At 46.2% G+C, this 24,224-nt stretch carries 25 protein-coding genes; all 25 read right to left on the reverse strand.

What is annotated here, in order from left to right; translation table 11 throughout:
* Positions 1 to 98 precede the first annotated feature (98 nt).
* The 25 genes from AC1DOS_RS03290 to AC1DOS_RS03410 all read right to left on the reverse strand — a co-directional run bounded on the left by AC1DOS_RS03290 (position 99) and on the right by AC1DOS_RS03410 (position 23,846).
* Positions 99 to 536 carry a hypothetical protein gene (locus tag AC1DOS_RS03290; RefSeq protein ID WP_477536380.1) on the reverse strand — a complete coding sequence of 146 codons (438 nt, stop codon included), beginning with the start codon at positions 534 to 536 and terminating at the stop codon, positions 99 to 101.
* Positions 518 to 790, reverse strand: a complete 273-nt coding sequence (locus AC1DOS_RS03295) for a hypothetical protein (protein ID WP_477536381.1) — start codon at positions 788 to 790, stop codon at positions 518 to 520. The genes AC1DOS_RS03290 and AC1DOS_RS03295 overlap by 19 nt, the downstream gene beginning before the upstream one ends.
* 231 nt (positions 791 to 1,021) lie before the next feature.
* Positions 1,022 to 1,813 carry a hypothetical protein gene (locus tag AC1DOS_RS03300; RefSeq protein ID WP_477536382.1) on the reverse strand — a complete coding sequence of 264 codons (792 nt, stop codon included), beginning with the start codon at positions 1,811 to 1,813 and terminating at the stop codon, positions 1,022 to 1,024.
* An 82-nt stretch (positions 1,814 to 1,895) separates the two neighbouring features.
* Positions 1,896 to 4,073 (reverse strand): polysaccharide deacetylase family protein, encoded by a 2,178-nt coding sequence (locus tag AC1DOS_RS03305; protein WP_477536383.1) that lies wholly within the window; start codon positions 4,071 to 4,073, stop codon positions 1,896 to 1,898.
* Positions 4,074 to 4,225: 152 nt separating this feature from the next.
* A complete protein-coding gene (locus AC1DOS_RS03310; RefSeq protein WP_477536384.1) occupies positions 4,226 to 4,471 on the reverse strand; it encodes a hypothetical protein in 246 nt (81 codons plus the stop codon).
* Positions 4,472 to 4,482: 11 nt separating this feature from the next.
* Positions 4,483 to 7,308, reverse strand: coding sequence for a phage tail spike protein (locus AC1DOS_RS03315; protein WP_477536385.1), 2,826 nt, complete (start codon positions 7,306 to 7,308; stop codon positions 4,483 to 4,485).
* The gene (locus AC1DOS_RS03320; RefSeq protein WP_477536386.1) at positions 7,305 to 8,771 is read right to left on the reverse strand and encodes a distal tail protein Dit; all 1,467 of its coding nucleotides are present in this window, start codon (positions 8,769 to 8,771) and stop codon (positions 7,305 to 7,307) included. Before AC1DOS_RS03320 ends, AC1DOS_RS03315 begins: the two co-directional genes overlap by 4 nt.
* On the reverse strand, positions 8,764 to 11,883 hold the full coding sequence (locus AC1DOS_RS03325) for a phage tail tape measure protein (protein WP_477536387.1): 3,120 nt from the start codon (positions 11,881 to 11,883) through the stop codon (positions 8,764 to 8,766). The genes AC1DOS_RS03320 and AC1DOS_RS03325 overlap by 8 nt, the downstream gene beginning before the upstream one ends.
* 21 nt (positions 11,884 to 11,904) lie before the next feature.
* A complete protein-coding gene (locus AC1DOS_RS03330) occupies positions 11,905 to 12,177 on the reverse strand; it encodes a hypothetical protein (RefSeq protein WP_477536388.1) in 273 nt (90 codons plus the stop codon).
* Between the two features lie 68 nt (positions 12,178 to 12,245).
* The gene (locus AC1DOS_RS03335; RefSeq protein WP_477536389.1) at positions 12,246 to 12,611 is read right to left on the reverse strand and encodes a tail assembly chaperone; all 366 of its coding nucleotides are present in this window, start codon (positions 12,609 to 12,611) and stop codon (positions 12,246 to 12,248) included.
* 92 nt (positions 12,612 to 12,703) lie between these two features.
* Complete coding sequence (locus AC1DOS_RS03340) at positions 12,704 to 13,162, reverse strand: phage major tail protein, TP901-1 family (protein ID WP_477536390.1); 459 nt, start codon at positions 13,160 to 13,162, stop codon at positions 12,704 to 12,706.
* Positions 13,163 to 13,173: 11 nt separating this feature from the next.
* Positions 13,174 to 13,620, reverse strand: coding sequence for a hypothetical protein (locus AC1DOS_RS03345; RefSeq protein WP_477536391.1), 447 nt, complete (start codon positions 13,618 to 13,620; stop codon positions 13,174 to 13,176).
* Between the two features lie 4 nt (positions 13,621 to 13,624).
* Positions 13,625 to 13,987, reverse strand: coding sequence for an HK97 gp10 family phage protein (locus AC1DOS_RS03350; protein WP_477536392.1), 363 nt, complete (start codon positions 13,985 to 13,987; stop codon positions 13,625 to 13,627).
* Entirely contained in the window at positions 13,987 to 14,385 is a 399-nt protein-coding gene (locus AC1DOS_RS03355) for a hypothetical protein (RefSeq protein ID WP_477536393.1), read from the reverse strand. The genes AC1DOS_RS03350 and AC1DOS_RS03355 overlap by 1 nt, the downstream gene beginning before the upstream one ends.
* Positions 14,386 to 14,396: 11 nt before the next feature.
* Positions 14,397 to 15,239, reverse strand: a complete 843-nt coding sequence (locus AC1DOS_RS03360; protein ID WP_477536394.1) for a hypothetical protein — start codon at positions 15,237 to 15,239, stop codon at positions 14,397 to 14,399.
* Positions 15,236 to 15,619, reverse strand: coding sequence for a hypothetical protein (locus AC1DOS_RS03365; protein WP_477536395.1), 384 nt, complete (start codon positions 15,617 to 15,619; stop codon positions 15,236 to 15,238). The genes AC1DOS_RS03360 and AC1DOS_RS03365 overlap by 4 nt, the downstream gene beginning before the upstream one ends.
* Positions 15,620 to 15,630: 11 nt before the next feature.
* A complete protein-coding gene (locus AC1DOS_RS03370; protein WP_477536396.1) occupies positions 15,631 to 15,858 on the reverse strand; it encodes a DUF7302 family protein in 228 nt (75 codons plus the stop codon).
* Positions 15,858 to 16,874 carry a major capsid protein gene (locus AC1DOS_RS03375; protein WP_477536397.1) on the reverse strand — a complete coding sequence of 339 codons (1,017 nt, stop codon included), beginning with the start codon at positions 16,872 to 16,874 and terminating at the stop codon, positions 15,858 to 15,860. The genes AC1DOS_RS03370 and AC1DOS_RS03375 overlap by 1 nt, the downstream gene beginning before the upstream one ends.
* A gap of 72 nt (positions 16,875 to 16,946) precedes the next feature.
* Positions 16,947 to 17,336 (reverse strand): hypothetical protein, encoded by a 390-nt coding sequence (locus AC1DOS_RS03380; protein WP_477536398.1) that lies wholly within the window; start codon positions 17,334 to 17,336, stop codon positions 16,947 to 16,949.
* Positions 17,337 to 17,362: 26 nt separating this feature from the next.
* Complete coding sequence (locus AC1DOS_RS03385) at positions 17,363 to 17,890, reverse strand: capsid assembly scaffolding protein Gp46 family protein (RefSeq protein WP_477536399.1); 528 nt, start codon at positions 17,888 to 17,890, stop codon at positions 17,363 to 17,365.
* A gap of 77 nt (positions 17,891 to 17,967) precedes the next feature.
* On the reverse strand, positions 17,968 to 19,485 hold the full coding sequence (locus AC1DOS_RS03390) for a phage portal protein (protein WP_477536400.1): 1,518 nt from the start codon (positions 19,483 to 19,485) through the stop codon (positions 17,968 to 17,970).
* A 20-nt stretch (positions 19,486 to 19,505) separates the two neighbouring features.
* Entirely contained in the window at positions 19,506 to 21,347 is a 1,842-nt protein-coding gene (gene terL, locus AC1DOS_RS03395; protein ID WP_477536401.1) for a phage terminase large subunit, read from the reverse strand.
* A gap of 412 nt (positions 21,348 to 21,759) precedes the next feature.
* A complete protein-coding gene (locus AC1DOS_RS03400) occupies positions 21,760 to 22,143 on the reverse strand; it encodes a phBC6A51 family helix-turn-helix protein (RefSeq protein WP_477536402.1) in 384 nt (127 codons plus the stop codon).
* Positions 22,144 to 22,950 carry a hypothetical protein gene (locus AC1DOS_RS03405; RefSeq protein WP_477536403.1) on the reverse strand — a complete coding sequence of 269 codons (807 nt, stop codon included), beginning with the start codon at positions 22,948 to 22,950 and terminating at the stop codon, positions 22,144 to 22,146. It abuts the gene before it with no gap.
* Between the two features lie 401 nt (positions 22,951 to 23,351).
* The gene (locus tag AC1DOS_RS03410; protein WP_477536404.1) at positions 23,352 to 23,846 is read right to left on the reverse strand and encodes an ArsR family transcriptional regulator; all 495 of its coding nucleotides are present in this window, start codon (positions 23,844 to 23,846) and stop codon (positions 23,352 to 23,354) included.
* Between the last annotated feature and the right edge of the window lie 378 nt (positions 23,847 to 24,224).

Consider the following 24,224-nt stretch of genomic DNA (forward strand, 5'->3'; position numbering starts at 1 on the left):
TTATTAAATAGGAACGACTTACTGCGGGCGACTTCAATTTCAACCGTTAGTTAGCCGTTCCTTTTTTTTGCGTTGTATTCATCTTATAGCGCTCCTTTTTAACCACCGTATACCAACGGCGCCAACGCGAATAAACTCGCGATTAGCGTCGTGACGGCTCCGATGACTGCGACAATGATTGTACCGTTCACTTTCTTCTTCTCCGTCTGTGCACCGCTTGATACGTTGATGCGGGTAAATTCGATGTCATGTACGTTTAACTTTTCGTATATGCGTCCGTTCGTTGCACGTTGGCCTTCGGTAAACTTATCCATACTATCCGCCATCTTCCGTGTGTTCTCTGCCGTCTGCTTAGACGTTTCGAGCAACGGTAGCACCAAGTCGCGTAAGTTATCGACCTTGTCGTCTACGTCTTCTATCCGCCGATTGGTACCTTCGACTTTCGCCGCGAGTTCCTTTCGTAATTCGTCTTGCGTCCGCACTAATTCGCGATGTGTGATAAACGCTGACGAGTCTTTTAAGTTTTCCGTATCCATACGCGGACACCCCCTACCCCTGCGATAAGTAAGYTAAATCCGGCGACAAGCGCATAGCGTAACGGTAGTAACGCGTTAGTAGAGCCTTCGAATGACGCCATCGCGTAGAGTACGATTAGCACACCGCCGATTAACCCTCCGATTAGCAACGAGTAACCCCGTGCAAGTCCGTCCTGTACCGTGCCGTAAAGTAGTAGCGCTGACGCTATGAGTAGTAATACGCCGTACGTGTCTAGCGATAACAGACCCGCCATGAGATCGTAAGTCGGCGTGGAATACGTAATGCCGTCTAGCGTTAAGATGTAGCCTCCGGTTATAGCGAGGTACATTGCGATAAATATCAGAAAAGCCTTCGCGAGGAAATCGTTTTCCGTTTGATTCCGCATAGTTCACCGTCCTTTCCGTGTTTCTGCGCATAGAAAAAGACGCCTTGCGAGGGCGTCCGTTTGCTTGCGTATGTGATTGCGGTTGTTCGCAATTTGTTCCTAAAGTTTATTATCGTATTGACCTGTTAATTTTCTTTGAATCATATTTCTTGCATATATCGGGTAATGTTTACCCAAATCACTGTGATTTTCATAATCAGCTAAATCAAGATTATATTTAAAATCCTTCGACTTAAGAACATCCAATAGTGGGATCGTATGGTCTTGATAATGGTGGTCGTTTTTGCCAACGTGTAAATAAAGATGTGGGCTCGTTTCTGTGGAAGTAACTAAATCCAAAAGTACTCCGTTCAAATACTCCACTTCTTTATTACTACGACCACCTGTGATATAAGATAAGATGTTTTCGTGTCCCGGAATCGCTAAGTAATTTCCTAGCAACACCTGAGAGCCTCCTGAAACTGCTGTTCCGTAACCGTTTTTAAAAGCAAAATACAAAGCAGCAAATCCACCTTTACTAGAGCCTGCTGTAATTATATTTTTAAGTGGTATATTTTTTTCGGATGCTATTTTTTCGATTAATTGACTCACTGCTCTTTCAATAAAGAAGTTTTTATTTTCCCCTAAATAATAAGAACCTCTTGAGTCATTCCCAAAATCATCTAAAATGTATAACTTATTGCAGTCGAAATCTCTAAATTTCAGCACGTAATTATATCCACCTTTTTGATTTGCAGGTGGGAATCCTGAGAATACGACTAATAGTCGGTCACTTTTCTTCTTCTCAATAAACAAATAATTTAAATTACACTCTTCGTTTTTATATGTTTGCTCTTTTCTTAGAATTCTCTTCATATAAGCCTTCGTAATTATTCTCTTAACAGACACCAAAGCCATTACCTCCAATTAGTAACAATGCCTAATTCTAGCAATTTACTGACCACTAAGCAATAGCTTCAAATGTTTGTTGTTTTTATACTGTTACGTCATTCTTCATCGCCTTAACTATCCATCGCATCGTACCTAAGTCGATAGATGCTCCTGTCATATTGAATACTMGTATTTTAGCGACACCAGCCGAACTCACCCACGAATTATAGATAATTCCAGCAGGTAAATCAGAATACGGGTTTGTCACCAACGTATCTCCGAGAGCAAAAGCACCACTGTTTACGGACACATCTTTTGAGGAATTCGCATTTACCACTCCCACAACAGTTCCTGACGCATCTTTCGTAACACTTGGAGCATCTATGCGTGACCAAGCAGTCCATGCGCTATTGTCATAAGCTCGTTTATACATACGCCCACTTCCGTGTAACACGTATATTTGGTGAACGTATCCCGTTGAAGCTATTGGATTGAAATAAAGCGTACCTGCTGAGTTTTCGGGGAATCCTGTCGCTCCTCCACTATCCACTCTCGCTACGTTGATCGTTTCTCTGTCGGGTGCAGGAATTGCCGAAGGCGCTGTAGTCGAACTGTAAGTATTATTGGCTCTCAATTGGACAAAGTTTTCATTTACCCAAGCGTTCCATAAACTTGTAGTGGTATTCCATTTTCGTCTGTACACGTTAAAGCTTGCGTATGGCTTATATACCTGATAACTAAATGCGTCATTTGCAAATCTGTGTGTTTCTAAAACGCCTCCATTTAATGTCGGGAATCCACCACTCGAAGCGACTCCATCCAATAAATACCCGATGGAAACAGTACTCTTTTTGAAATTTGTTATCGATGTAGTGTTAGTAAGAGAGGTTGTAACTATAATTCTCGTTACCCCGATGTTATTCCCGTGTGCTTCTCCGTCTGCATCTATAATAATCCCATTTCCACCTACTAGAATATCTCCAGTGTCAAGAATGTTGCCGACTTGATTCATCCCATTCTCTAATGTGACAAACTGAATAGCTTTTGTTTTGGCATAGACAATAAGTTCTTCCATTTTGCTTGCAGTCCATGATTCATAACCTGTATGGCTCATGATGATTAACCATCCGTTATTAGTAATAGCTTCATCAACTTTTGCTTTTAATGCAGTTATACTGTTGGTTTCAAAATCCGTTCTTACTAACGAGTAAGTATCGAGAGGTGGATAATTGATTCCAGTATTAGTACCTCTACTAATATCAATACCCGCGCGACTAAACTTACGAGCGATTTTTTTGATATTAGCATTAACGCCACCAAAAGGATAAACAATGTAATCCCCATTAAACCCGTTATTATTTAGCCATTCTTGTGCAGGTTTTAATTTCGATTCGATTTCAGCATCAGTAGCTAGAGTTAAAAGGTCTGAATGATCTGTTGTGTGATTGACGAATTCAACGCCTAATTTTTGCATCTCTTTCATTTGAGTAAGATTTACACTTAGAAGGTCATCGCCTACTCTATTCGTGATGATTGCCGCTGTTATCGGAACTTGTTGTCTTTCGATAACTGGCTTAAAATCAGTCCATAATTTAGGTCTGCCATCATCGTCAATAATTGTTATCATCGGCTTTCTATATCGGTGACTATTTACTTCTGCGTAAAATGCGTTTTTTGCTGTCTTCTTCGCTGTATCCGCCAACTGCGAATCAACGCCGCTAAGCCTCGCATTCAAATTCGCCTCTCCACCACGCGCTAAAACGACCTCCGGATTACTCGATCCTGCCTCCGCAACCACTAAGTCGAAATCCGCACGTACCGCATCCGCAGTTCCCTTCGCCTCAATCGCGTTCGCTACCGCCTCTGCCGACGCGACTTCGCTTCCTTCGATACGTTCGAACATTTCCGCAGCCGTTACGGTATAAATCGTACCTGTTCCGATATCATCAAGTGATGCGGATATCAATAATTCGATATATCCGTTCGCCGGATACTTCTGTAATACGTTTACACCGTCGCCTACCGTTAATTCGACGCGCATCTTACCTGCGCCGATGTTTTCGTCTATCGTAAATTCGATATGGTCGTCAACTACGGACGCTACCGTTTCAAAGACAACGCCTGTTTTGTTCGCGACTTTTACGCTAAGCGACTGCCCGACCGTCGGTACGATGACAAGTCCGTTTGCGTCGAATAGCTGAAATCCTAGCGTAAATATTTCGCCTTGTTTGACCGCCGTACCACCAATAATTAAATCCGCTCTTCTAATCGGTTTATACAATCGGTTCAACTCCTTTTATTATATTTCGTTTTGCGGTGTCGCGAGTATCATATCGCGCTCTGCTTCCGTGATATAAAACGGCACATATGAGCGCACTTTGTCCGCCGTGATTCTACGCATAACGTACATATTCAAAATAAATCCGTACATAATTAAATACCGCCTCCCATCATAAAATCCATAAGCGATAGTACCGCGCCTTCTGTTTCCGTTTGTCTTACGTCTAATAACTCTGCTAAATCCCATTCCGCATCATCCTCTAAGCTAAACCGCGCAAAGTCGCGCACGCCCCGGAAGGCGAACACTTCTCTGCCGTCGGAATAACCCACTATGGCGTCTGCGGTCTTGACGATTTTATCCGCCGACAACCTTTCGCCGAATGCTAATAACGTTTTCATCCGCTCACCTCTTATTGATACGTAATTTCGATTTTCGCGCCTTTGATCATCTTCGCGTAATTGCTAGTACCGCTATAAATACCGATGCCTTTATACGAACCACTCGCAAATCCTGCGTGGAATGACGTAGGTAACGTTACCCACTTCGATTCCCCCGGCTTAAAGTTAGCGCCGTACTCCGGTGACTGCACGGCGATGTTGCCGCTCGGTCGACTGTTGCTCGTATGCGGTCTGAATTTAATGCTGACCGCCGAACCGCTACCGCCCGACAAACGCCCTGTATAGACGCGTATCGACTTAATCGTCTTACCGCTGACTGTTGTGGATAAGCCAGAACCGAAGAACCATGCGCCATAAAACGTGCCGTACGACCCCCATTTACCTTGCGTAGCGACATTGCCGTAATTGCTACCGGTGTCCCAACTACCGCCGAAATCCGTTCGGTATGTTCCGCTATCGCTTGTAGCTGACCACGTTTTTTTCGTCGTCGTAGCAATCGGGGCAGGTGTGGATGGTGGCGCAGGGAACGTCCATGATCCCGTAATCTGACCGCCTACTACTGCCGAGGTATTACCGCCGATGCCTGTCGGGGCTGTCCCTGATCCGGATATGATGCCTCCGTATGCGACGAGCGCAATTCCAGTTACGCTACCCGTATTGTCAACGGCATGCGCATATCCACCATAAGACGCCCGTACCGCAGTTTTACAATTCGAGTATGTGACGTTATCAATTCGGAAATTAGCACTCGATGTTACACTTATGCCGAAATCGGTATTTCCTGTTGCACCATTTATGCGGCATCCCGATATAATTCCGACAGCACCTAGACACGCAATTCCAGAAGTAGGACTAGTTGAGTCAATATCCACTCCGTCCCACGCCACGTGATTAGAGTTGCTTGTGATACGCACTTCGCCTACTACTTTAGCTCGTTCACTTGCCACCGATGCGTTGCGTATGATTATGTTTCCACCACCACTGAATCCCGACACATCCGCGTCACCTATAAACGTGTGACCTGCAACTAGTACGATTTCCACCGTTCCTTTAAACGTAAGGGGTATACGTCTTAATGCTTCAGATATTGTTCGTAATGGAGTCAACCATGATTCTCCGTCATATTCGTCACTTGGCTCGCTTACCGATAAAGTCGGTTCCGCCTTTTCAGCGACACGGATAATTCTCGTTTCATTCCGGTAATCTGCGTAAGCCACTACGTTCGGCGCGAATAAATCACCGACAGAAAGCGACGGAAAGTTAAACGTTCCCGAAGCCGCATTGATTTCTCCGACTGGAATTCCGTCAGCACCGTATATAACTAGCACGCCGTCTGCGTTATCTAAACCACCGATTAGTATTTGCGCACCTCGCGCTACGCCTGCAAACGTTAAGTTACCGGTTTCGTCCGCGAAGAATACTTTCTTAAACGGCGATAAATCGGTGGGACGCGACTGTATCGTAAAGCCTTCGGTTGCATTCGTAATCGTTTCAACTAAGCCATCAGTCCTGTCCACCACTAAGCCGTTTTCCGGTGTAATGGACACGCCGTTATATTGCTGACCGACGACTAATCCGTTAATCTCGCTTGCGTCCGTCGGTGCGTATTTCTCCCATTGCGATGTTTGACTGTTATACGTATACGGAACGTCTAACGTGCCGCTTGTATTAATCCATATCGTTTTAGATTGTCCCGGCGGTTCTATCGGTCCTTTAATAAGTTTCGTGCCGTATAAGCGTTGCAACGCTCTAAACGTAGTCATAATGTCTGCTTCCGTAAATGTGACAACGTTGCCGATAACGTAGCTTTTCGCAGCCGGATCGGTTAGCGAACGTTCGACCGCTATCGCCCGTGCCTCTGCGTATAATGGCGGACTAAACTGCGGGTTCTTGATGCGCAGGGAATCACCTAGCCTTACGCGTTCATGCGGATATATCGTTTCTAAATCGATGGCATTCACAAGGTATTCTACTACGGAGTCAATACGTTTCTTTAGTTCCGTACGCCCGTATTGTTCGAGTTGCGCTTGCGTCATATCCGTTCTGTCGGACTCCGGCTTGTAAATGCCGATGATATGATGCGTAGTGCCGTCGGGGTCTTTCCGTGCCCAACGTTGATAAGCGTCTTCGTCCGTGACAAACGCTGTAAGTGGTGTGCCGTCTTCTGCGTCGGGTCCGATACACTGCAACGCGGTTACGATGCGCCCGCTGTGTACCTGACGTTCAACGCTGACTAAATCCTTGCCGATTTCGATTTCCTTACGTCGGTTAGCGCCGATTCGTTCAATTAAATCGATGTACCGACCGACTACGCGTGAGCCGCTTACTTCCGTGCGAAAACGCATTTCTACGTCGAATTCCTTCGCGACTTTAACGAGGAAAGCGAATGCGCCTACGTGCTCGTCGTATGCAATCGTCTTAGCGCCCATAAAGTCGACAATTCCGTAAGTCCATCCCGTACTACCTAGTGCTAACTGCGCGTACTGCTTAAGCGTTAAACCTGCGTATGAAGTCGGGTTTAATATCTTCAAACCGTCGAGTTCACGCGAAGATGATTCCGCTATAACACGCTTCCACGGAACACCGCCGTCTAAGAAAGTAGACGTTTCGTATATAATAAATTCCTCGTAACCTCCATCTTCTCCCGGCACTAATATGCGTGCGCGGTCTTCGAAGTATTCCGATTCTTTTATGTTCGCGGGCATTTCAAATTCGAATGAGTATTCGCCCCATAACTCGCTATACAAACGATCGTTGCGGAATATGCTTCTTCCGCGGTTATTCAATTCGCCGCGGAGCCTATCGTTTTGTGCGTCTAGTACGTATATTTGCGTCATCGATTTCGCTCCCTAAACGTAACAGTTGCGTCAACTTTGTCGGATGGTTCGACTGCTAACGTTGTACTGCCTTTTTGTAAGTCGAAGTAAGTACCGCCGAAATCCTTCAAGTCATTGCGCTCCTCTCCGTTAATTGCGATTAGATTCTGCGTAGTATCTACCGTAATGACATCACCTGCATGCGCAATGTAAGGTATTTCCGTTGCCGTAACTTGATTGATTCGGTAAATTTTTATATCGCGAATGTCCATCGGATTAGTTGCGTTAGTACCGTATGCTCCGATGTGTATTTGTATTTGCGATAAATTACGCGCAAATGATACTTCGCGGTCACTGTACGTATAGTAGTACCTCGTATGATGCTTTCCGGTTTCGGCATCTACAATCGCTACGTATATCGTCCATTCTTGACCTGTACGTGTCAGACGCATGATACCCGTGAAATTACGCCATGCGTTTCCTTTTGTACCCGCGAAATTTAAAACGGTTTTACCGTTAGAGGCATCTCCTAAACGCAACTCGGCTACATTACCGCCTGCTCCGCCTCCGACGCGTTTCATTGCGAATTTAGCAGTAACTTGCGATAAGTCGTCTAGCAACGTAAACTCCACACGTCCACGTAAATTCGACGCTGTGCCCGATATATTAAAGCGCGTGCTAACCATAAAGTCGGTTAACGGTGCGCCCGGTATAGAACGTTTCAACGCTGGACCATGCCACGCCGGACCTGTTCCGTAACTTGACGCCGAAAACGAGTAACCATTCGCAGCCATCGTACCTGCAACAACTCCGCCGTCTACGCTAGTGCCTGCCGTTGTCCAACCGACTGTAGACGCCATCGCATCGGACATCATTAATTCTTCGCGTGCTACCGGTGTCATATCGACAGGTGCCGGTTGCCCTACGCGTATATAGTTATCGTCATTAAATACATCCACATACGTAATGCTTTCGTTTGCCGTAATCGTGTAAATCGGTTCTGATACGCCTGTGCCTACGTTATTCACCGTGACAAGACCGTCGATAAACGCATACGTCTTTGTGCTGACGAAGTATCTATAAGGGTCGCAGTCAAACGTGAGCGTACCTTGGTATATCGTGCGGACTTCGTCGCGATTAGATAACGACACAAATGTACCTCGATGATATATTTCCGGATCATCGTCGAATACGAGAGTTAATTCCGACGTCTGCATTAAGTCGCGGATATGCGTAAGTTTATTACGTACATCGATGTGACTAACGCCTTTTAACGTAAAGTCGACTTCGACCACACGATTGCCCGTTTCCTTGCCGAGTAAATAAGCGCCCACTCGCGTAGGCACCCTCGTTTGTAGTAGTCCGTATTCATCTTCGTCACGACCTCGAACCGCGTTGACTACGAAGTAGGCGTCGGTGCCTTCGTCAAATAATGCCGATAAGTCTACGTTGTTAATCGTTATATTCTCGGGTGATTTAAACACCGTATACACCTCCTCCGTTTCCATTGCGTCTGAATGCCGTAACCATATCGTTCTTAGCCTTTACGTGTGGCGCTAGAGTACCGCCTGCGCGTCTGCCGTCAATCGTCAATACTTGGCCTTCGCGGATAGCCGAAACTATTTCACGTAGTAAACCGCTTTGTTCCGTTGTTGAAACGTCGACCGAACCGCTTAATGCTGACGATAGGCTACTGTATGAAGCGCCGCTCGGCGTTGCGTATGACAGCGTCGGTTTAGCCACTGCTGCGTTTGCTAGCGATTGACCCATGCGCTCGACACTCGACATTTGACCGTCCAATCCTTTGATTAGACCGAGTCCTGTAAATTTACCGATTTCAGCAAGCACACGGGACGGCGAATGAATATCGAGTCTGCGTTTAACGGCTTTAACGAGTGCATCGGAAATCTTGTTAGCCGATAATTCTAACGCTTTCGCTTGTGACGCTAAACCTTTCGCGATGCCTTGTGCTGCCATGACGCCTGCTCCGAAGAACTGGTCAGCCGCGTCTTTGCCGAGTGCTTTAGATGCTGCGTTGATTTTCGTTTGTGTCGAGTTGATATCCTTGATTGCTTCTGAAGTTGCGCCTGCTAGTATTGCCGCTTTCGCTCCGCCACCTTCGACACCTGCGTTGATGATATCCTGTAACGCGGTTTTATTAAGACCGGCTTTTTGTAGGCGTTTAATATTCGCTTGGAATTCGGTAATCGAGTGAAGGCGTTCGCGTAGTTGCATCGCAAAGTCGTCGCCTGTTTTAGCATCGACGTTACCGATTGACGCGAAGCTTAGCGCCCCATCTGTAACCGATTTAGCGAAGTCGTTACGTACCTTCATTGCTTCGGCTAGCTTATCGTTTGCCACCTTTAACTTACCGGAAATAGCTTCGCGGTTTTTAGCGATGCTTCCGAGGATTGCGATTTGTTTAGACGCATATGTGCGTACCGATGCTAATGCGGAATCCAAACCTTTGCCGGTCGTCTTGTTAGCGATTGCGCTATTCAGTTTCGACGCTAGGCTTTTGCCTGCTGACGCTACCTGCTTCGCAGTTCCGGTGACACCTTTCGCTAAACCTTGACCGACGAATTCTCCGAGTGCCATCATTACGCGGGATGGCGAGTGAATTCCGAGTAGTTTCTTCACGCCGGATGGGATAGCATTTGCGATGCCTTTAACGGTGTCTTTTACTGCTCCCGACATTGACGAAATACCGCGTACAAGACCTTGCATGATGTTGCGTCCGATTGACGCTAAGTCGATGCTTCCGAGGTAGCTCTTAATGTTACCCCATACGTCTACTACGATTTGTTTAATTGAATTCCATGCGCCTCTCCAATCACCTTCGAGTACGTTCATTACCGCACCGACGATTCCTAGGATGATATCTAGCGAAGAACTAACGATAGTTTTAATCAACGCCCACGCAATTTGTACCGCGCCCGAAATGATAGGCCATACCGCTTGAAAAATACCTTGTATATAACCCATTACGGATTTAATTACGCTCAACACCGCGTTAAATGATCCGCTAACTAACTTAGTAATTGACGCGCCGTGCTCCGCCCAAAACGCCTTTAGCTTACCTAGTATCTGCCCGACGAATACCATAACTTCCGCCATTACTTTCACGATGACGGACTTAACCGCATTAAACGCAACCAACGTAGCGTTCTTAATCGCTGTCCACGCGGTATTTACAGCGTCACGAAACCACCCAACCTTGTTATACGCTAGTACGAGTATTGCGCCGATGCCTACTATCGCTGCAATCGCTATTCCGATTGGCCCTGTTAATAACGTAAATGCAGCACCGAGTAATCCCGCTGCTCCTCCTGCTATACCTAACGCCCCTGCAATCGCGGTAAGCCCGGTAATTGCACCACCGACCACCATTAACAAAACGCCGATACCTGCCGCGATTGCTGTGAATATGCCGGCTATCAATGTCCCTATAACGAGGAACTTCTTAACTCCGTCTGATAAGCTCATAAACTTCTCCGCTAATTTCGTAAGGAATTTAGCAACTGCCGTAACTATCGGAACTAATTGATCCCCGATTGTAATCGCAAGGGATTCGAATGCACCCGATAAGTTTTCGAGTGCTCCTCCTATGCCGGCTTTCATCTTAGCCGCCGCTTCTGCGGATGCTCCTGCGGAGTTACGTAGTGCTTCCGTGTTTTTATCAATTACTGAGGGACCGGCTTTCATTAATTGAAGGAATCCGGATACGGCTTCTGTTCCGACTAGTTTTGATAGTGTCGCAACTTTTTCCGCTTCGGTCATACCTTCCATTGATTTAGTCACATTATCTACGATTTCCGATAAGGATTTAGTTTCGTTTTTACTATTCTTTGTGGATATACCTAGCTTTTCCATGATTTTTGACTGCGCTGTCGCAGGGCTATTAAGTGCAAGTAGTGAAGCACGTAATGACGTTCCTGCGTTGCTTCCGTCCAATCCTGCATCTGTCATAATTCCTGCGGCTGCCGCTACTTCTTCTAAAGATATCCCTAATGCTGCGGCTGGTGCTCCCGCATATTTGAGGACATACCCAAGACTGTCAATTCCGGCTGCTGACGAATTTGCTGATTCCGTTAGTACGTCTGCAATACGACTTGATTCACTAGCTTCAAACCCCCATATGTTCAACGCCGACGATACAGTATCCGCCGCTAATGCTAAATCTTCACCTGACGCTTCCGCAGCCGATATGATTCCGGGCATTGCAGCGATTACTTCATTCGCCGACATTCCTTTTGCCGCGAGTTCCGTCATCGCTGCTGCGGTTGAACTTGCGCTTTGACTTGTCGTTGCCCCGAGTTCTAACGCCGATTGTTTCATTTTGTCGAGTTCCTCCGTAGATGCTCCGGCAATTGCGCCTGCCTTTCGTATCTGCGTGTCAAAGTCTGCTGCTTTCTTGACCGCGAATCCTAACCCTGCCCCGATCGCTAACGTAGCTGCTCCGAATGACGTAGCCATGCTTGCGCCAACGTTTTTCATACCGTCGCCGAAGCTACCTAAATCGCGTTTTGCTTGACCGAGTTGTGAACTAAGTTGCGATATATCGGCTCCTATGCGTACGACTATATTTTCGTTCATCTAACGACCTCCTTCCGTCGCTCATTTCGTAAATGTGAATTGCGAAAGTAACGCTTGTTGCTGTTCTATTTGCTCACGGAGTTCTTTCGCTGACTTCCGTCCCTTACGGCTACCTTCGTCTGTCGGACGTTTGAATAAGTCGGTTGTCTTCGGCTTCTTAATACGGCTAGCGTTTTCTATCATCATTGCTCCGAATGCCATTCGTTCATAGTCGTCGTATTGCCGTTCTGTCTGCGCCTTCATGAGTATCGTTAACTCGCGCGGTGTTAACGATAATATCTCCGCAGGCTTCAACTCTAAATAACGCCAACCGTCCGCTACTGCACGTTCGACTTCGGATAAACCACGTAAGTACCGCTCGGTTATTTCAGTAGCTTGTCTAGCGCTTTCTTCGCGTCCTTGTTGTCGCTCATCATCTTCGCTATGATCGCTTTGTAGAAAAAACTCTCGGAAATAATTTCGTTAGAGATTCGCATAACTTCGAGGAAGTCGATACGTTCTTCTGCAACCGCTTGTTCAATCGCCTGCTCTACGTCTTCTAACGTGTGGTTAAGTTCCGTATGTTTAAGTGCTGCCGATATAATGTGCGGGAATAATTCAGCGTCACCTTGCATCGCTTGACCTACGACTGCTAGTGCACCGCCGTCCGCTACTTTGTTTAAGTATTTAACGCCTGCATATGTTAGTTTTAGTTCGTGTTCTTTACCGTTAATTTTGAAATTCGCCATTGAAAATCTGCCCCTTTTTACCGTCGGTAGACGTAGTTTTGTATTACGTAGTCAAAAAGAAAAGGAGGCCGTTAAGCCTCCGCAAGTTAAAATTAAGCTACTGGTGGAGCAATCGTGTCGCCAGCTGGTACTGTCGTTAATGTTTCAGCCGTGACTTCACCACTTAATTTCGCTTCAAACGAGTATGTCGCTGATTCGTCGTCAGAGTAATCGTATTCAAGCGAAGACACCATGTACGTGCCGACTTTAGCTTCTTTTGTTAAAATGTTTACTTCGAGGATTTCAGCGTATAAAGCGTCGTCTACGCAAGACTCTAAGTACGCAAGTGCGCCGTCGTCTTCCGTTACTAAACCTTCAAAGCTGATTGTTTCCGTCTTTTTCCCATAGTCAGAGCCTTCAATATCTTTGGTATTTAATTCGATTTCGTCGCGTTCTTTAGAACGTGAACCGCCCGTTTGATTTAATACGCGTAGTGTTTTTTCCGCTGATAAATCATCTGTGAAACGGACTGCGAAAACTATGTTACTACCCTTCATTACGTTCGATGCCATTTAGTTTCCTCCTATATAGTCGTGTTATTTCTTCCGTAAAGGAATGGAATTTCAACCGTAAAAAATACCTTGTGTTTCTGTGTTTCCGCCTCACTAACCTCCGCCGGTATAGGCACTTCCGACGTTACGAACGCATCAAAAAAGCCGCTTGCGATTGCAGGCGACGTTGACGTGTTATATAGCGTTATCTGCTCGAAGTTGAGCGCTTGCTTAATCTGCGACTGCATCCGTGCTTTAGACGTTGAGTCCTTCGCATATAATCCGATTTGGAAACGGTATATCGTTTGTAAAGACTCGCGACCCTTCGATAATATTGCGTTGTTATTCTGCATCTGCTCGACGGTGATGAACGGTTTAACCGCAGGCAACGCGACGCCATCGTAAATCCATACGACGGGAACGCCCGCAAACTTCGATTCTAAATGCCGTTTCAGCGAGTAGTGTATTTCGTGTTGCATGACGTCACCCTCTCGATATGCGCTTACGTATGGCAGCGCGGTACTGCTCGCGATTATTCCATACTGATTTCCGTATAAACGCCTTATTCGTCTTGTGTTCGTATTCCTGACGTGTGGCGTACGGTAAGTTGCTCCCATATTCCCAAACGCGGATATCATCGTTAGATACTTGCGGACTGGATGCGATAGAGTTCTTAAGGAAGGCGTCCTTTAACGGGGCCATTTCCGCCGACTCTGCCGCCATCTTCTTCGCGTACGCTTCGGTAATGTTATCGATATCGTCTATCGCTTGCTGACCAAGTTGTTTATCCAGTTTGCGGAGTGTCTCTTCGAGTCCCGTTACTTTTACGTTAAAGGTTTTTGCCATTAAGTCGTCAACCTCCCGAGTACTTCTACGCGGTTAATTGCGCCGATGCCCTTTTTATCCGTAGCCAGTACGGTGTACCATTGACCGTCGTATCGTAATCGGGTGATAAACGTGTGGATATCGGCGATTAAGTCGAAATCGATACTTAGCCATACGTCGCCCTTTTCGAAGGCAATTCCGCTGATTAAAACGTGCTCGCTCCCCGTGCCTGCCGTCGAACTTATCTCGGTGACTACGGACATTACGTCGCGTGATATTTCTTCACCGCCGATAACTTCGCCAGTAAATTCGTCGACCGTTCCTGCGCACGTATAAGCGATTGTTATTAGCGTCTGTCGGTTGCTGACGATTTCCTTGCGTGTTTGCTTCATTAATTCGATGTCTGCGTCGTTTAACACGTAGTCACCTCCTAAGTTTTAGAGCCACCGAAGTCGCCCGTTAAGTATTTATCTAAAATCACCGCAGTTAAATAGGAAGAACATTGCGGATGTGGCATGTAGATTTCGGAGTCAGTCGGTAAATAAATACCGGCACCTTCGCCGTACTTATCAACCTTCGCTAACTTGTAGCATCGGTGATTCGTATGGTTTCCGTGTCGGCTACCGTTCTCGTTAATCTTTACGTACTTCGCTACATCGCTTTGCTTGACGCTATTAGCGCTTGCTACGCGATAAGCCGTATTGCCTTCCGTCACAACTAACCGTTTAATCTTCCACGTTTCTGCGTCATATACTTTCCGAACATCACGAACCATCGAACTAACGTTATCGCCTCGGATAATACCGGTACGTAAGACGCTTGCAATCGAATCACGTATTTCTCCGCTAGTACCCCATACTCGATCCGATAGCACTAAGCCGTCGTCACCGAATCGGCGAATCACGTAGTCGACCGTTTGCTTATTAAGCTTTCCGATTCCTGCGGATACCATAGGTGTTCCGATAATAGACGCTGTTCCTGCGTTTAAGCCCGCGATTGCGAATTCGCTAGACTGCCGAATTGCTTCGGTAATCGTTGCAGAACCGTATTCGCGTAGTAGCTTTTCCACGGCGTCAAGTTCGCGCAAGAGCCTCGATAGTCGTTGACGTTTGACCGTGCCGTTATTTTCGGCAAACTCTGATAGTAATCCCGCAATGTCGCCACGGACACGTCCGACTTCCTTGATTCCTTGCGCTACTTGCTTGTCGTTTAACTTGCCGTAATCACGCGCGAGTTTGGCGTAAATCGCGTCTAACTCCGCTTGCTTACTCATGGGCGGTCAAGTCGTTTCATAACGCGGAATACTGAACCATCGGCTGAGACTTGTTTCGCTTCTTCCGCAAGATAATCCGCTTTGAATAACGTCGCAAAAGCACGGTACTCTTTCGATACCATCGACTTGTCTACGGATTCTTCGCCGTCTGTGTATTTAAAGAATCGTGCTGCGTCTAATGCGATTTGTAACGCAAGTTCCGAGGAACTATACGCTAGTAGTCGGTTTATATCCGTGATAGGTACGTCGGCTGACGCATATCCGAATAACTCGAACGTGTCCGCCATGACGTCTATCGCAGCCGCTTCTAGCGCAGGTTGCGCAGTTACGGCGGTGAACCGTTTAGAAAGCCGTTCGGTCATCTGTGTTAGCGTCGCCATTTGCGTACCTCCTATTTGTCCTTCGTTGACTTACGTTGTGGCTTCGGTTTCTCTGCCGGCTTAACTGCGTTGGTCGGCGCTGACTCCGCCTTCGCTTTCGGCTTTGATTCTTCCGCTACTAATTCGACATAGCCTAGCGAAACTAAATGCTCCGCTGACTTACCGTCGATTTCAATTACCGAGCCGTGCGCGTTGCCGTCGACAACCGCGCCTGTAACTCGGACTTTAACGTTACTCATTACGGAGTGTATACGTCAGCGTGGAATAGTAACGATGGATTTTCGATAGCCGGGAATCCTGCTGCAACAGCGCGGAAAATCGACTGAATCGGTTCTTTCTTATCGTAAGCATCAAGGAAGATACCCGGTTGGAAGTTCTTCTCTACCGTAGGACCCATTAAGAAGTTACCTAATCCTTCAGATACGAATACTACGCGGTTAACCGGCATGTACTCGATTACTTCGTCTAATCCCGTGTAAACGTCTTTAACCGTTACTTTACGGTCACGAACGACTGTAATTGCAGGTAATCCGTTATCAGAAAGTACCGCTTGAACGTCTGCTTCGCTTGCACGTAACGCGCCTGTTGGACGTCCTGCGTCAACGATTACACCTTGGTTCTTAGCGATTAAAGCGAATACTTCGCGAGATACTAGGATAGCTTGTGGCGCGCGACCGTTAGAAGTTTCGTAAGTAGAAGCCCAAGTTAGTAAGTCTCCGATAATATCGTGATCCGCAGTTGCCCAGTTGTTAGGTGCCGTTTGAGCGACTTTATGACCCGCAGGTACGCCGAAGTCGATGTTAACTTTTACGCCATTTTTGTTGTATGCGAAGTTACCCTTCGTGATAGCTTCCATTTTCGCTACTGCGATACGACGTTGAATCGCTTGAACAAGATCAAGACCTTTTACAGTTAAACGGTCAACCATATCCGATTGTTCGCCGTTGTTACGCGCTTGATTTAACGCAAGTAATTCTTCTTCCGTAGCGATATATTTAAGACCCATCTTAGCGATTTCACCGTGCATTTTAGCAACTGCGTCACGGTCGATTACTGGCGGTTCTGCGCCGTAACCAATCATTGCACCGATGTGTTTCGATTGTTTGATGATATCATACGCGAAATTCGTAGAGTATACGTTGCGGTTCGGTAAGAATGCGTCGCCTAACGTGTTTTCTGCGCTACGTACCGACTCGTCTACCAAACCTAATAATGTTTCTTGATTGAATGCTTCTAAATGTCCTAAACCTGCCATTTTTAAAATCCTCCTAGTAGTTGTTTTAGTTTTTGGTCAATAAAAAAGACGCCTCATGTGAGTGCGTCGAAATTAGATGTGCTTAACGAAGAAAAACTTATCTTTAGTTTCTGTTTTGAAAGCCGCTGTTACGTTAGCGTTTAATTTAGCGTCGTATACTGATCCGCGAATTAATACTTCGCCAACCACTACGTCATTCACTCCGTCAAGTTGTACGTCTACATTAAGAATGCTGAAGTTATCGTAGCCTACTGGAATTGCGCCTGTAGCGTCTGCGTATTTCTCGTAGAAACCAGTAGAGATTTTACGCATAATTGCGGTACCTACTTCAAGTTTTACTGCACCGATAACTGATGCTTTTAACGTTGCTCCACCGTGTACGAATTGAAAGTGTTCAGAAGCTAGAATGTTTTTGCCACCTTGAAAAGCGTCGCGAGTAGTATTTAATGAGTAACCTGCCATTTTTAAAATCCTCCTAGTAGTTGTTTTTATAGTAATCCTTTTGCTCGCAATTCATCGAATCGCTTGCGTCCTTTTTCCTTTAACGTTTCCTGTGTTGCTTGTTGTCGATTTCCTCCGCTAACTGCCGGATCAATCGGTGCTGCCTTCGGTGGTGCTACGCGCATTAACTTATCTACGCTAGCCTTCACCGCTTCTTCGTCTTCGCCCGTTACAAAGTCGAGCAAGTCCGCTAGTTTATCCGCAGGGTAACCCGCTTCAAGTAATAGCGATTGCTTCTTCGTGTTGAGGCGTTCGGCTTGCGCTTGATTGCGAATATCTTCGAGTTCAAGTTGCGACTTTTCATACAACGTCTTAAACTCGCTTTGTTCTTCGAGTTGCTTACGCTCGGATTCGGCTTTTGCTTCTGCAACGGCTTTGTCCGACTTCGCCTTCTCTCGTGCTAGGCGCTCACCGACGATTCTGTCGACATCTTGTTGCGTGTACTTTGCGCCTACTTCCGCTGTTTCCGTTTTAACCTCGTTAACAACTTCCGTATCTCTTAATTCGTCTGCCATTTTAATTCCTCCGTTTCAGTGCCGTCGCACATTGATTCCGATGCTTTTTCCGACATCGCGTATCGGTCGTGTTACGTTTATTCTCCGTTGTCTTCCGTCCCTAATGGATACGGGTCTTGCCGTTCTTGCAAACGCTTAACGTCCTGCGCAATCTCTTCACGCTTAGCCGCCGTATTCTCTACGCCTGCTCGCGATAATGCGCCTGCTTGCGACTCTAAGCCTGCCGTCATTTCTAACGTGAGCAAGTCGATTAAGTCTGCGCGATTATCCGGTAATGGTAACGAGAATTTAATATCGTGTTCGTAGTTGTCGCCGATTAGTGATAGCGCGTCTTTGTCGTATGCGAACGTCTTAGCCGTCTTCGCACGCTCTTGTAAATAACGTACGGACTTTTCGTGTAACTCCGTTAACTTAGGACCCCACGTTAGCCAGTGCTCTTCCGTGTCTTGTATCACGTCATGAAATACGATTCTCATTGCGTCCGAGTTCATTCCGCCGAAGTTAAGGTCGGCGATATTGGACTGCGGTAATGACGATAATTCGAACATCGTCGATTTCGTTCGTTCGACCTGTGAGTTAAACGCTTGATACCAACCGAAGCTACCTTCGACTTTCTTAATGTCAGGAGGTCTTGCGTCATTTGAACCGGTTATTTCAACGACTGAGCCCGGCGCTATTTCCATCTTCGCCGCTGTTCCGGCAGGTGCGTTGATTACTGCGGTGATACCGAACATCTCGAATTTAAGTGCATCCACTGCGTCTTCGTTCATTGCGTTTAGTATCGCGGATAACGCTTTGATGTCGTCGAACTCCTTCGACATTGCCGGCTCTCCCGCGAGGTCTTCAATCGGTACTAATACGACGGGTAAGAACGCTAAGCCCATCGAAGCTTTTTCCGTGATTACCTTTACGCGTTTTAATTCCGCATTGTACAGACCCTCCGATAACCAACACTCGCCGTCGATCATTTCGAACGTTTGCTTCTGATAAAACAGTTCGCCGTCAATCGTTTTCTCGCGGACAAAGTGGCACGCGATTAAATCTTCGAAGTCATCTTCGGAATAAATCGGGAACGTTTCAGTATCCGGATGCCACACCCATTTAAGGCGACCGTTCGTCGGATTAAATAGGATTTTCACCGCTACACGCCCGGCGATAAGGCGGTCGCGCGCCGCTTGTATCAAACGTGACTTTGCGTTGTTCTCACGTCGTAATTGCGTGATAATCGCCTCGTACGCTTCCGCACGCTTATACTCCGCTTGTTGTTCCAGTGAGTCTTCCGCGCCTAACTGACGTACCTTTACGTCGATTCCGTGTGCGCCCGACATTTGCCACTTCGCCTTTTTGCTGACGAGCAGGCGAGCGTAGTTACTTACGAATCGCGTCGGGTCGTAGTCAAGTCCGGGCGGTCGCGGTACATCTTCGGCTTTGACGAGTTCGTCTGACGCGCCTTTGTGCTGATAGCCGTCGTAGTACAGGTAATTGCGGTATTGCTGTTGCAAACGTTGGTGTTCCGTAGCGCCTAACGCTTGCTGAAACGGATTGAATAGTAACGTGTCCATATCTTCGGAATTAAGTATGTTGAAATCCGCCATTGTACGCCTCCTTTCGTTTATTAACGTCTGTTATATCGTTGACTTCCTTGCGTGTTCCATCGGTCGTTGCGTCGGACGGTTGCTACGCTTATTTGCGTGTCTGCTAACGACGTCACCGACATTGATAATGCATCGGGCAAATCGTCATGCGCGCCAGTGCCGTATTGTTCGAATTGCTCTAATAAAAGAGCGTGCCGTTTATTGAATCGAATCGTACCGCTTTCAATGTCGGGAATCATCGCCTCGATACGGAGTTCTTTACGCGATACTTGATAAATCTTTTTGACGCGAGTTCCTGCCGGATACCCTACGCGTGTGAGCGCCTTTTTCAACTCGTCTACAAAGAACTCTTGCGCAAACTGCGCCTCAATTCCGATTACTGTCGGTTGATACGCTAATACTTTATCGACGATAACTTTCATAAATTCGTCAGGCTTAATACGCTCGCCATACGCGTCAACTACGTAAATAATGCCGGTCTGTTTACTGCGTGCTGTTACCGCAATTGCCGAATAATCTCCGCGTGCTTTTTTACCCATCGCTAAATCGACGCCGAACGAAACTTCGTATTCATCGTTTAGTACGTCGATATCTCCGCTGTGATACGTGAATGTTTCGGGATTAAAAATCATTGATTCCGGGTCAATCGGATTATTCTGATACTCCGTGTTGAACGCTTTACTTCCGTTGTCCCACTTCCACGTCATCAGCTTCCATATCGGCTGAAAGTCTTGCCATAGAACTTCCGAACCTTCGTCCATTACTTCGCGATTATCCTCGTAGAATTGCCGTGCTACGTCCGCTCGTTTCGGTATGTCGCGGTCAGTGTAAATAATGCGGCACTTTTCCCACAAGTCCATCCGCGTAGGTTCCTTGATAATGGCGCGGTATATCTGCGAGGTAAAGTCGGCGCGTTCGTATAAAATGTGCATTAATAACGCGGAAACGTGAACCGTCGTACCCATTATGACGAATGCAGTTTTAACGCCTTTCGGATCACCTAACGGCATTACCGTTTGACTAAACCAGTCGCGTAATTTCGTACGTTGGTCGACCGTGCTTGCGTTACCGCCTGGACGCGCGTCTTCTAAGTCATCGCATATAATTAAATCCGGTCGAGTACCGTTCCAGTTACGTCCACGTAACGCTTGACCGGTTGACGCCGCCTGCATTAGCGCTAATTGCTTTTTACCGCCATTACCGTCTTCATGCCAAGCGATGAATTCTTCGCTGTTATCCGTAATATTCGATTGGTCTTTCGGAGACAATAACGGACCGAAGTCTTCGCGTAATTTACGATTAAATTTCAGTTGGTTCCGTATCCATTCCATATTCGCTTTCGATACGGAAGGCGTTTCGGATATGATGATGATATACGATCGTTTACGGTATACTACTTCGCTTACCGGGAAACCTTTCGATAACCACGTCGACTTACCGTGTGACCTTGCGATTGCTGCGGCTACTTTTGCGTTCTTCTTGTCCGTCGATACTTCGTCCATCATTCCGACTAAGTTGCGGTGGAATTCCGGTGAGTCTGACGCCTTTAACACGTCAAATCCCGCCCAGTTGCCGTCGTTACCGGGGTTACGTGATTCCGAGAAGTATTCGATGGCGAACTCCATTAGGTTACCGTCGCAACGGTGTATCCGCTCTAACCGCTCTAACTGTTGCGCGTTCTCTAAGTATTCTTCGATGTAACCTGCGTCTGCTAACGTGTCAATGTCGGGGAACTTATCGTCAAGGACGGCGATGTATTCCGCGTAGACATCGATTAGTTCCTTGCGTTTGACTGCGTTGATCCACTCTCCGTTAATCCATGCGATATACACCGCCTCCATTCCGTTTGTTTGCGTAGACATGCGAAAAAGCACCGGCTGATAGCGCGAGTGCTTCGTAGGTCAAAGTGAAAATTTGAAATGCGCGAGTTGAACGGGCTAGGAGCCGCTGTTTTGTAAATCCGACGCCCCGGGGGTCTTTTGCCCGCCAGCACATCCGTTCACAAACGTATGTCCGATTAAACGAACGTTCATTTACGTAATTAATACTATAACGAACGATATAATCGGCTTATTTCGTACGTTTCCGTTGTGTTCGTTTAAGTATACGATTGCGAACGGTGTATATTGCGGTGTTTATGTCCGTGTATATACGTTAGTCAAAGCGTTGGCTATGGCGCACGCGACGACCGTTCGCCTGATAAAACGACGCCTTAGTCCGACAATGTATCGTATGCTAATCGGAGTTCCTTCTATATAATAGGTCACCGTTACACTATTCGGACTTACCTACGTTACGCAGACGTTCAATCTCCGCCTTAATACTGTCCATATCCGTTGTTCCGCCTTTACTGTTAACCTCGACCTTCTCCGTAAGAAGTCCGTGTAACTGCATAAGCGTGCGGAAAGCAGCGGCATTGCCTGTTTCTACGATGTTATCGATCATTGAGGCGAATACTTCCGGTAGTCTATCGCTAGTGGTACGTACTATCTCCGCCTTTAACGCGTTGTGGAAATCGTCGTTCTTCTTCCATTCGAATAGCGTTGACCTCGCTACTCCGACTTCCTCTGCGATTTGCTCATACGTTAATCCACCGCGTTTGGGTTGCGATAGGATAGCGATTGCTGCGATTTGTTTCTCATTTAATTTCTTCGTCAATTATCCCACCTCCTTTTCTTCGAAACATTCGTATACATATCCGACGTATTCTACTACGTCCATATCGTTTAACCACGCCAATATAAAAAGGACATCGTATATTCGTTCATACGACATCCCTTTTGAAATTAGAAAATCTATAGGGTTCTTAGTTCCTTTTTGTAAGTTAAGACTCGCTGATAACGGAACCATGTTACCTGCATATGAACCACCTTTTCCGGTAGCTAACGGGATAAAGTGATCCCAATGTATGTTATCTTGAGTTCCTGTAAGAATACAACCACCGTAAACTCTAAGTATTAAACCTTTCCAATCTTCATCGAAACCAGTCCTAAGTCCTTTTTCAATGGCTCTTCTATGATGTAATTTTATCTTTGAGCGCTCTCTTTCGGAATCAATGTTACGTTTATACCACTCTTTCGCAACTTCTCTGCCGTGCTCTCTGTTTTGTTCGCGGTATATTTTATCGTAAGCTAATTTACGTTCCTTATTGTCGGTATACCATTGCTTATTTACAGCGTCTATCTTCTCTTTGTTATCTTGGTAGTAAACTGATTGTGCTTCGCGTATTGATGCGTGATTATTACGATAATGTTCCTTCTGTCTTGCGCTAATCTTATCCGCATTAACTTCGCGATACTTACGTTTACAATCCTTACACTTCGAACTACGTCCGCCTGCACTTCCGTCGGTTGTTTTGTTATAAAGTTCTAACGGTTTAACCTCGAAGCATCCGCGACATTCTTTCGCTATTACTTCGTTTCCTTCAATAATTAACGTAATTAGTGGTACCGCTTTTCTCGCCATTCTAATCGTCCCCTTTTCGATGTCCCTAATGTATAACGTAGAAAGGCGGTAGGGTTCCGCCAATTCAATTACGAGGATCAGTCGTAATCTACCTACGATGAAGTAAGTACTCCGTAATATCAACGAGTGAATTCGCTAGTATTACGCAACACTCACGCTATTGCTGCGTAATGTTGCTCGTTTTAATAACGAACGGTAATAATTACCGGACGCTGTCTTTCTCTCCGTTTGCACTTAAGTTCCTTTTCGATTACATACCTATATCGATATCTGCGTTAGCTTTAGCTGGCGCAATGTAAGTCTTTATACGTAAGTCTTTATAAGTAAGTATATATACGGGATAATAATTACCGTTACGAACGGTAAAAACTACCGGACGTGACGGTAATAATTACCGGACGTTATAGCCAATCGAGTATATCTTCGGTTATTTCCGTACTCTTAACGTCCTTCACCGCTAACATTTCCGCCTTACGTGCAATCTTATCCGGTAATATCTTCGCCCATGATTCGTCTGATTTACGCTTACACTTGGCAGCTTGCGGAAACTTAGCGAAGAAATGATCCGCTATTTCAATCGGTTTATTAAACTTATACGTATGATTACCGAATCTGCCGTTCTCTGTTATCGTAATTAAGCCAACTTCGCGTAATATAGCGATATGACCGCGTGCCGTCTTTTCTGTTAAGTTCAACGCTTGCGCAACGTGTACATGCGTAGGAAATGCGTAACCGAACGCGCTATTATATTGTGATAGTAGAAAGCCATATACGTTAGTGGTACTGCCGTTGAATTTCGGGTAATACTGATAGTGGCGCATGACTGCGTTAGGTATCTGCGTGAATCCGTGATTTACTTCGAATGGCAATGCGCCTTTTTTCGTTTCTTCACTCATTAAAAAGCCCTCCGTTTACTAGGTTGATTTCCGTTAACTAATTAGTGATACGTCCTTCTTCGCGTGCCTGCGCCTTCCTAGCGTCGTATTCGTCTAGTAGCGTAGTTAGTGTAGTGATACGCTCAAACACCCACATACGGTTGCCTGTGCGTTCGTGTAGCGTGGTATATTTATAACGCAGTCCATTCGCTTTTAAGAAGTGGAATAGCGTAGTTGAGTAGCAGTAAAAGTCCGTTGATTTCGTTGACATATCGTATAACCTCCGTTTAATTAAAGTATAAAAAGCGAGCCTTGCCGTAGAGTTCACGGAGTTTGCTCGCTTGTTTAAGATATTATAGCGGTATCTTTTCCGCCTCTACTCTTTAAGGGCAACAATAT

Source organism: Paenisporosarcina sp. P5_A11, assembly GCF_056400705.1.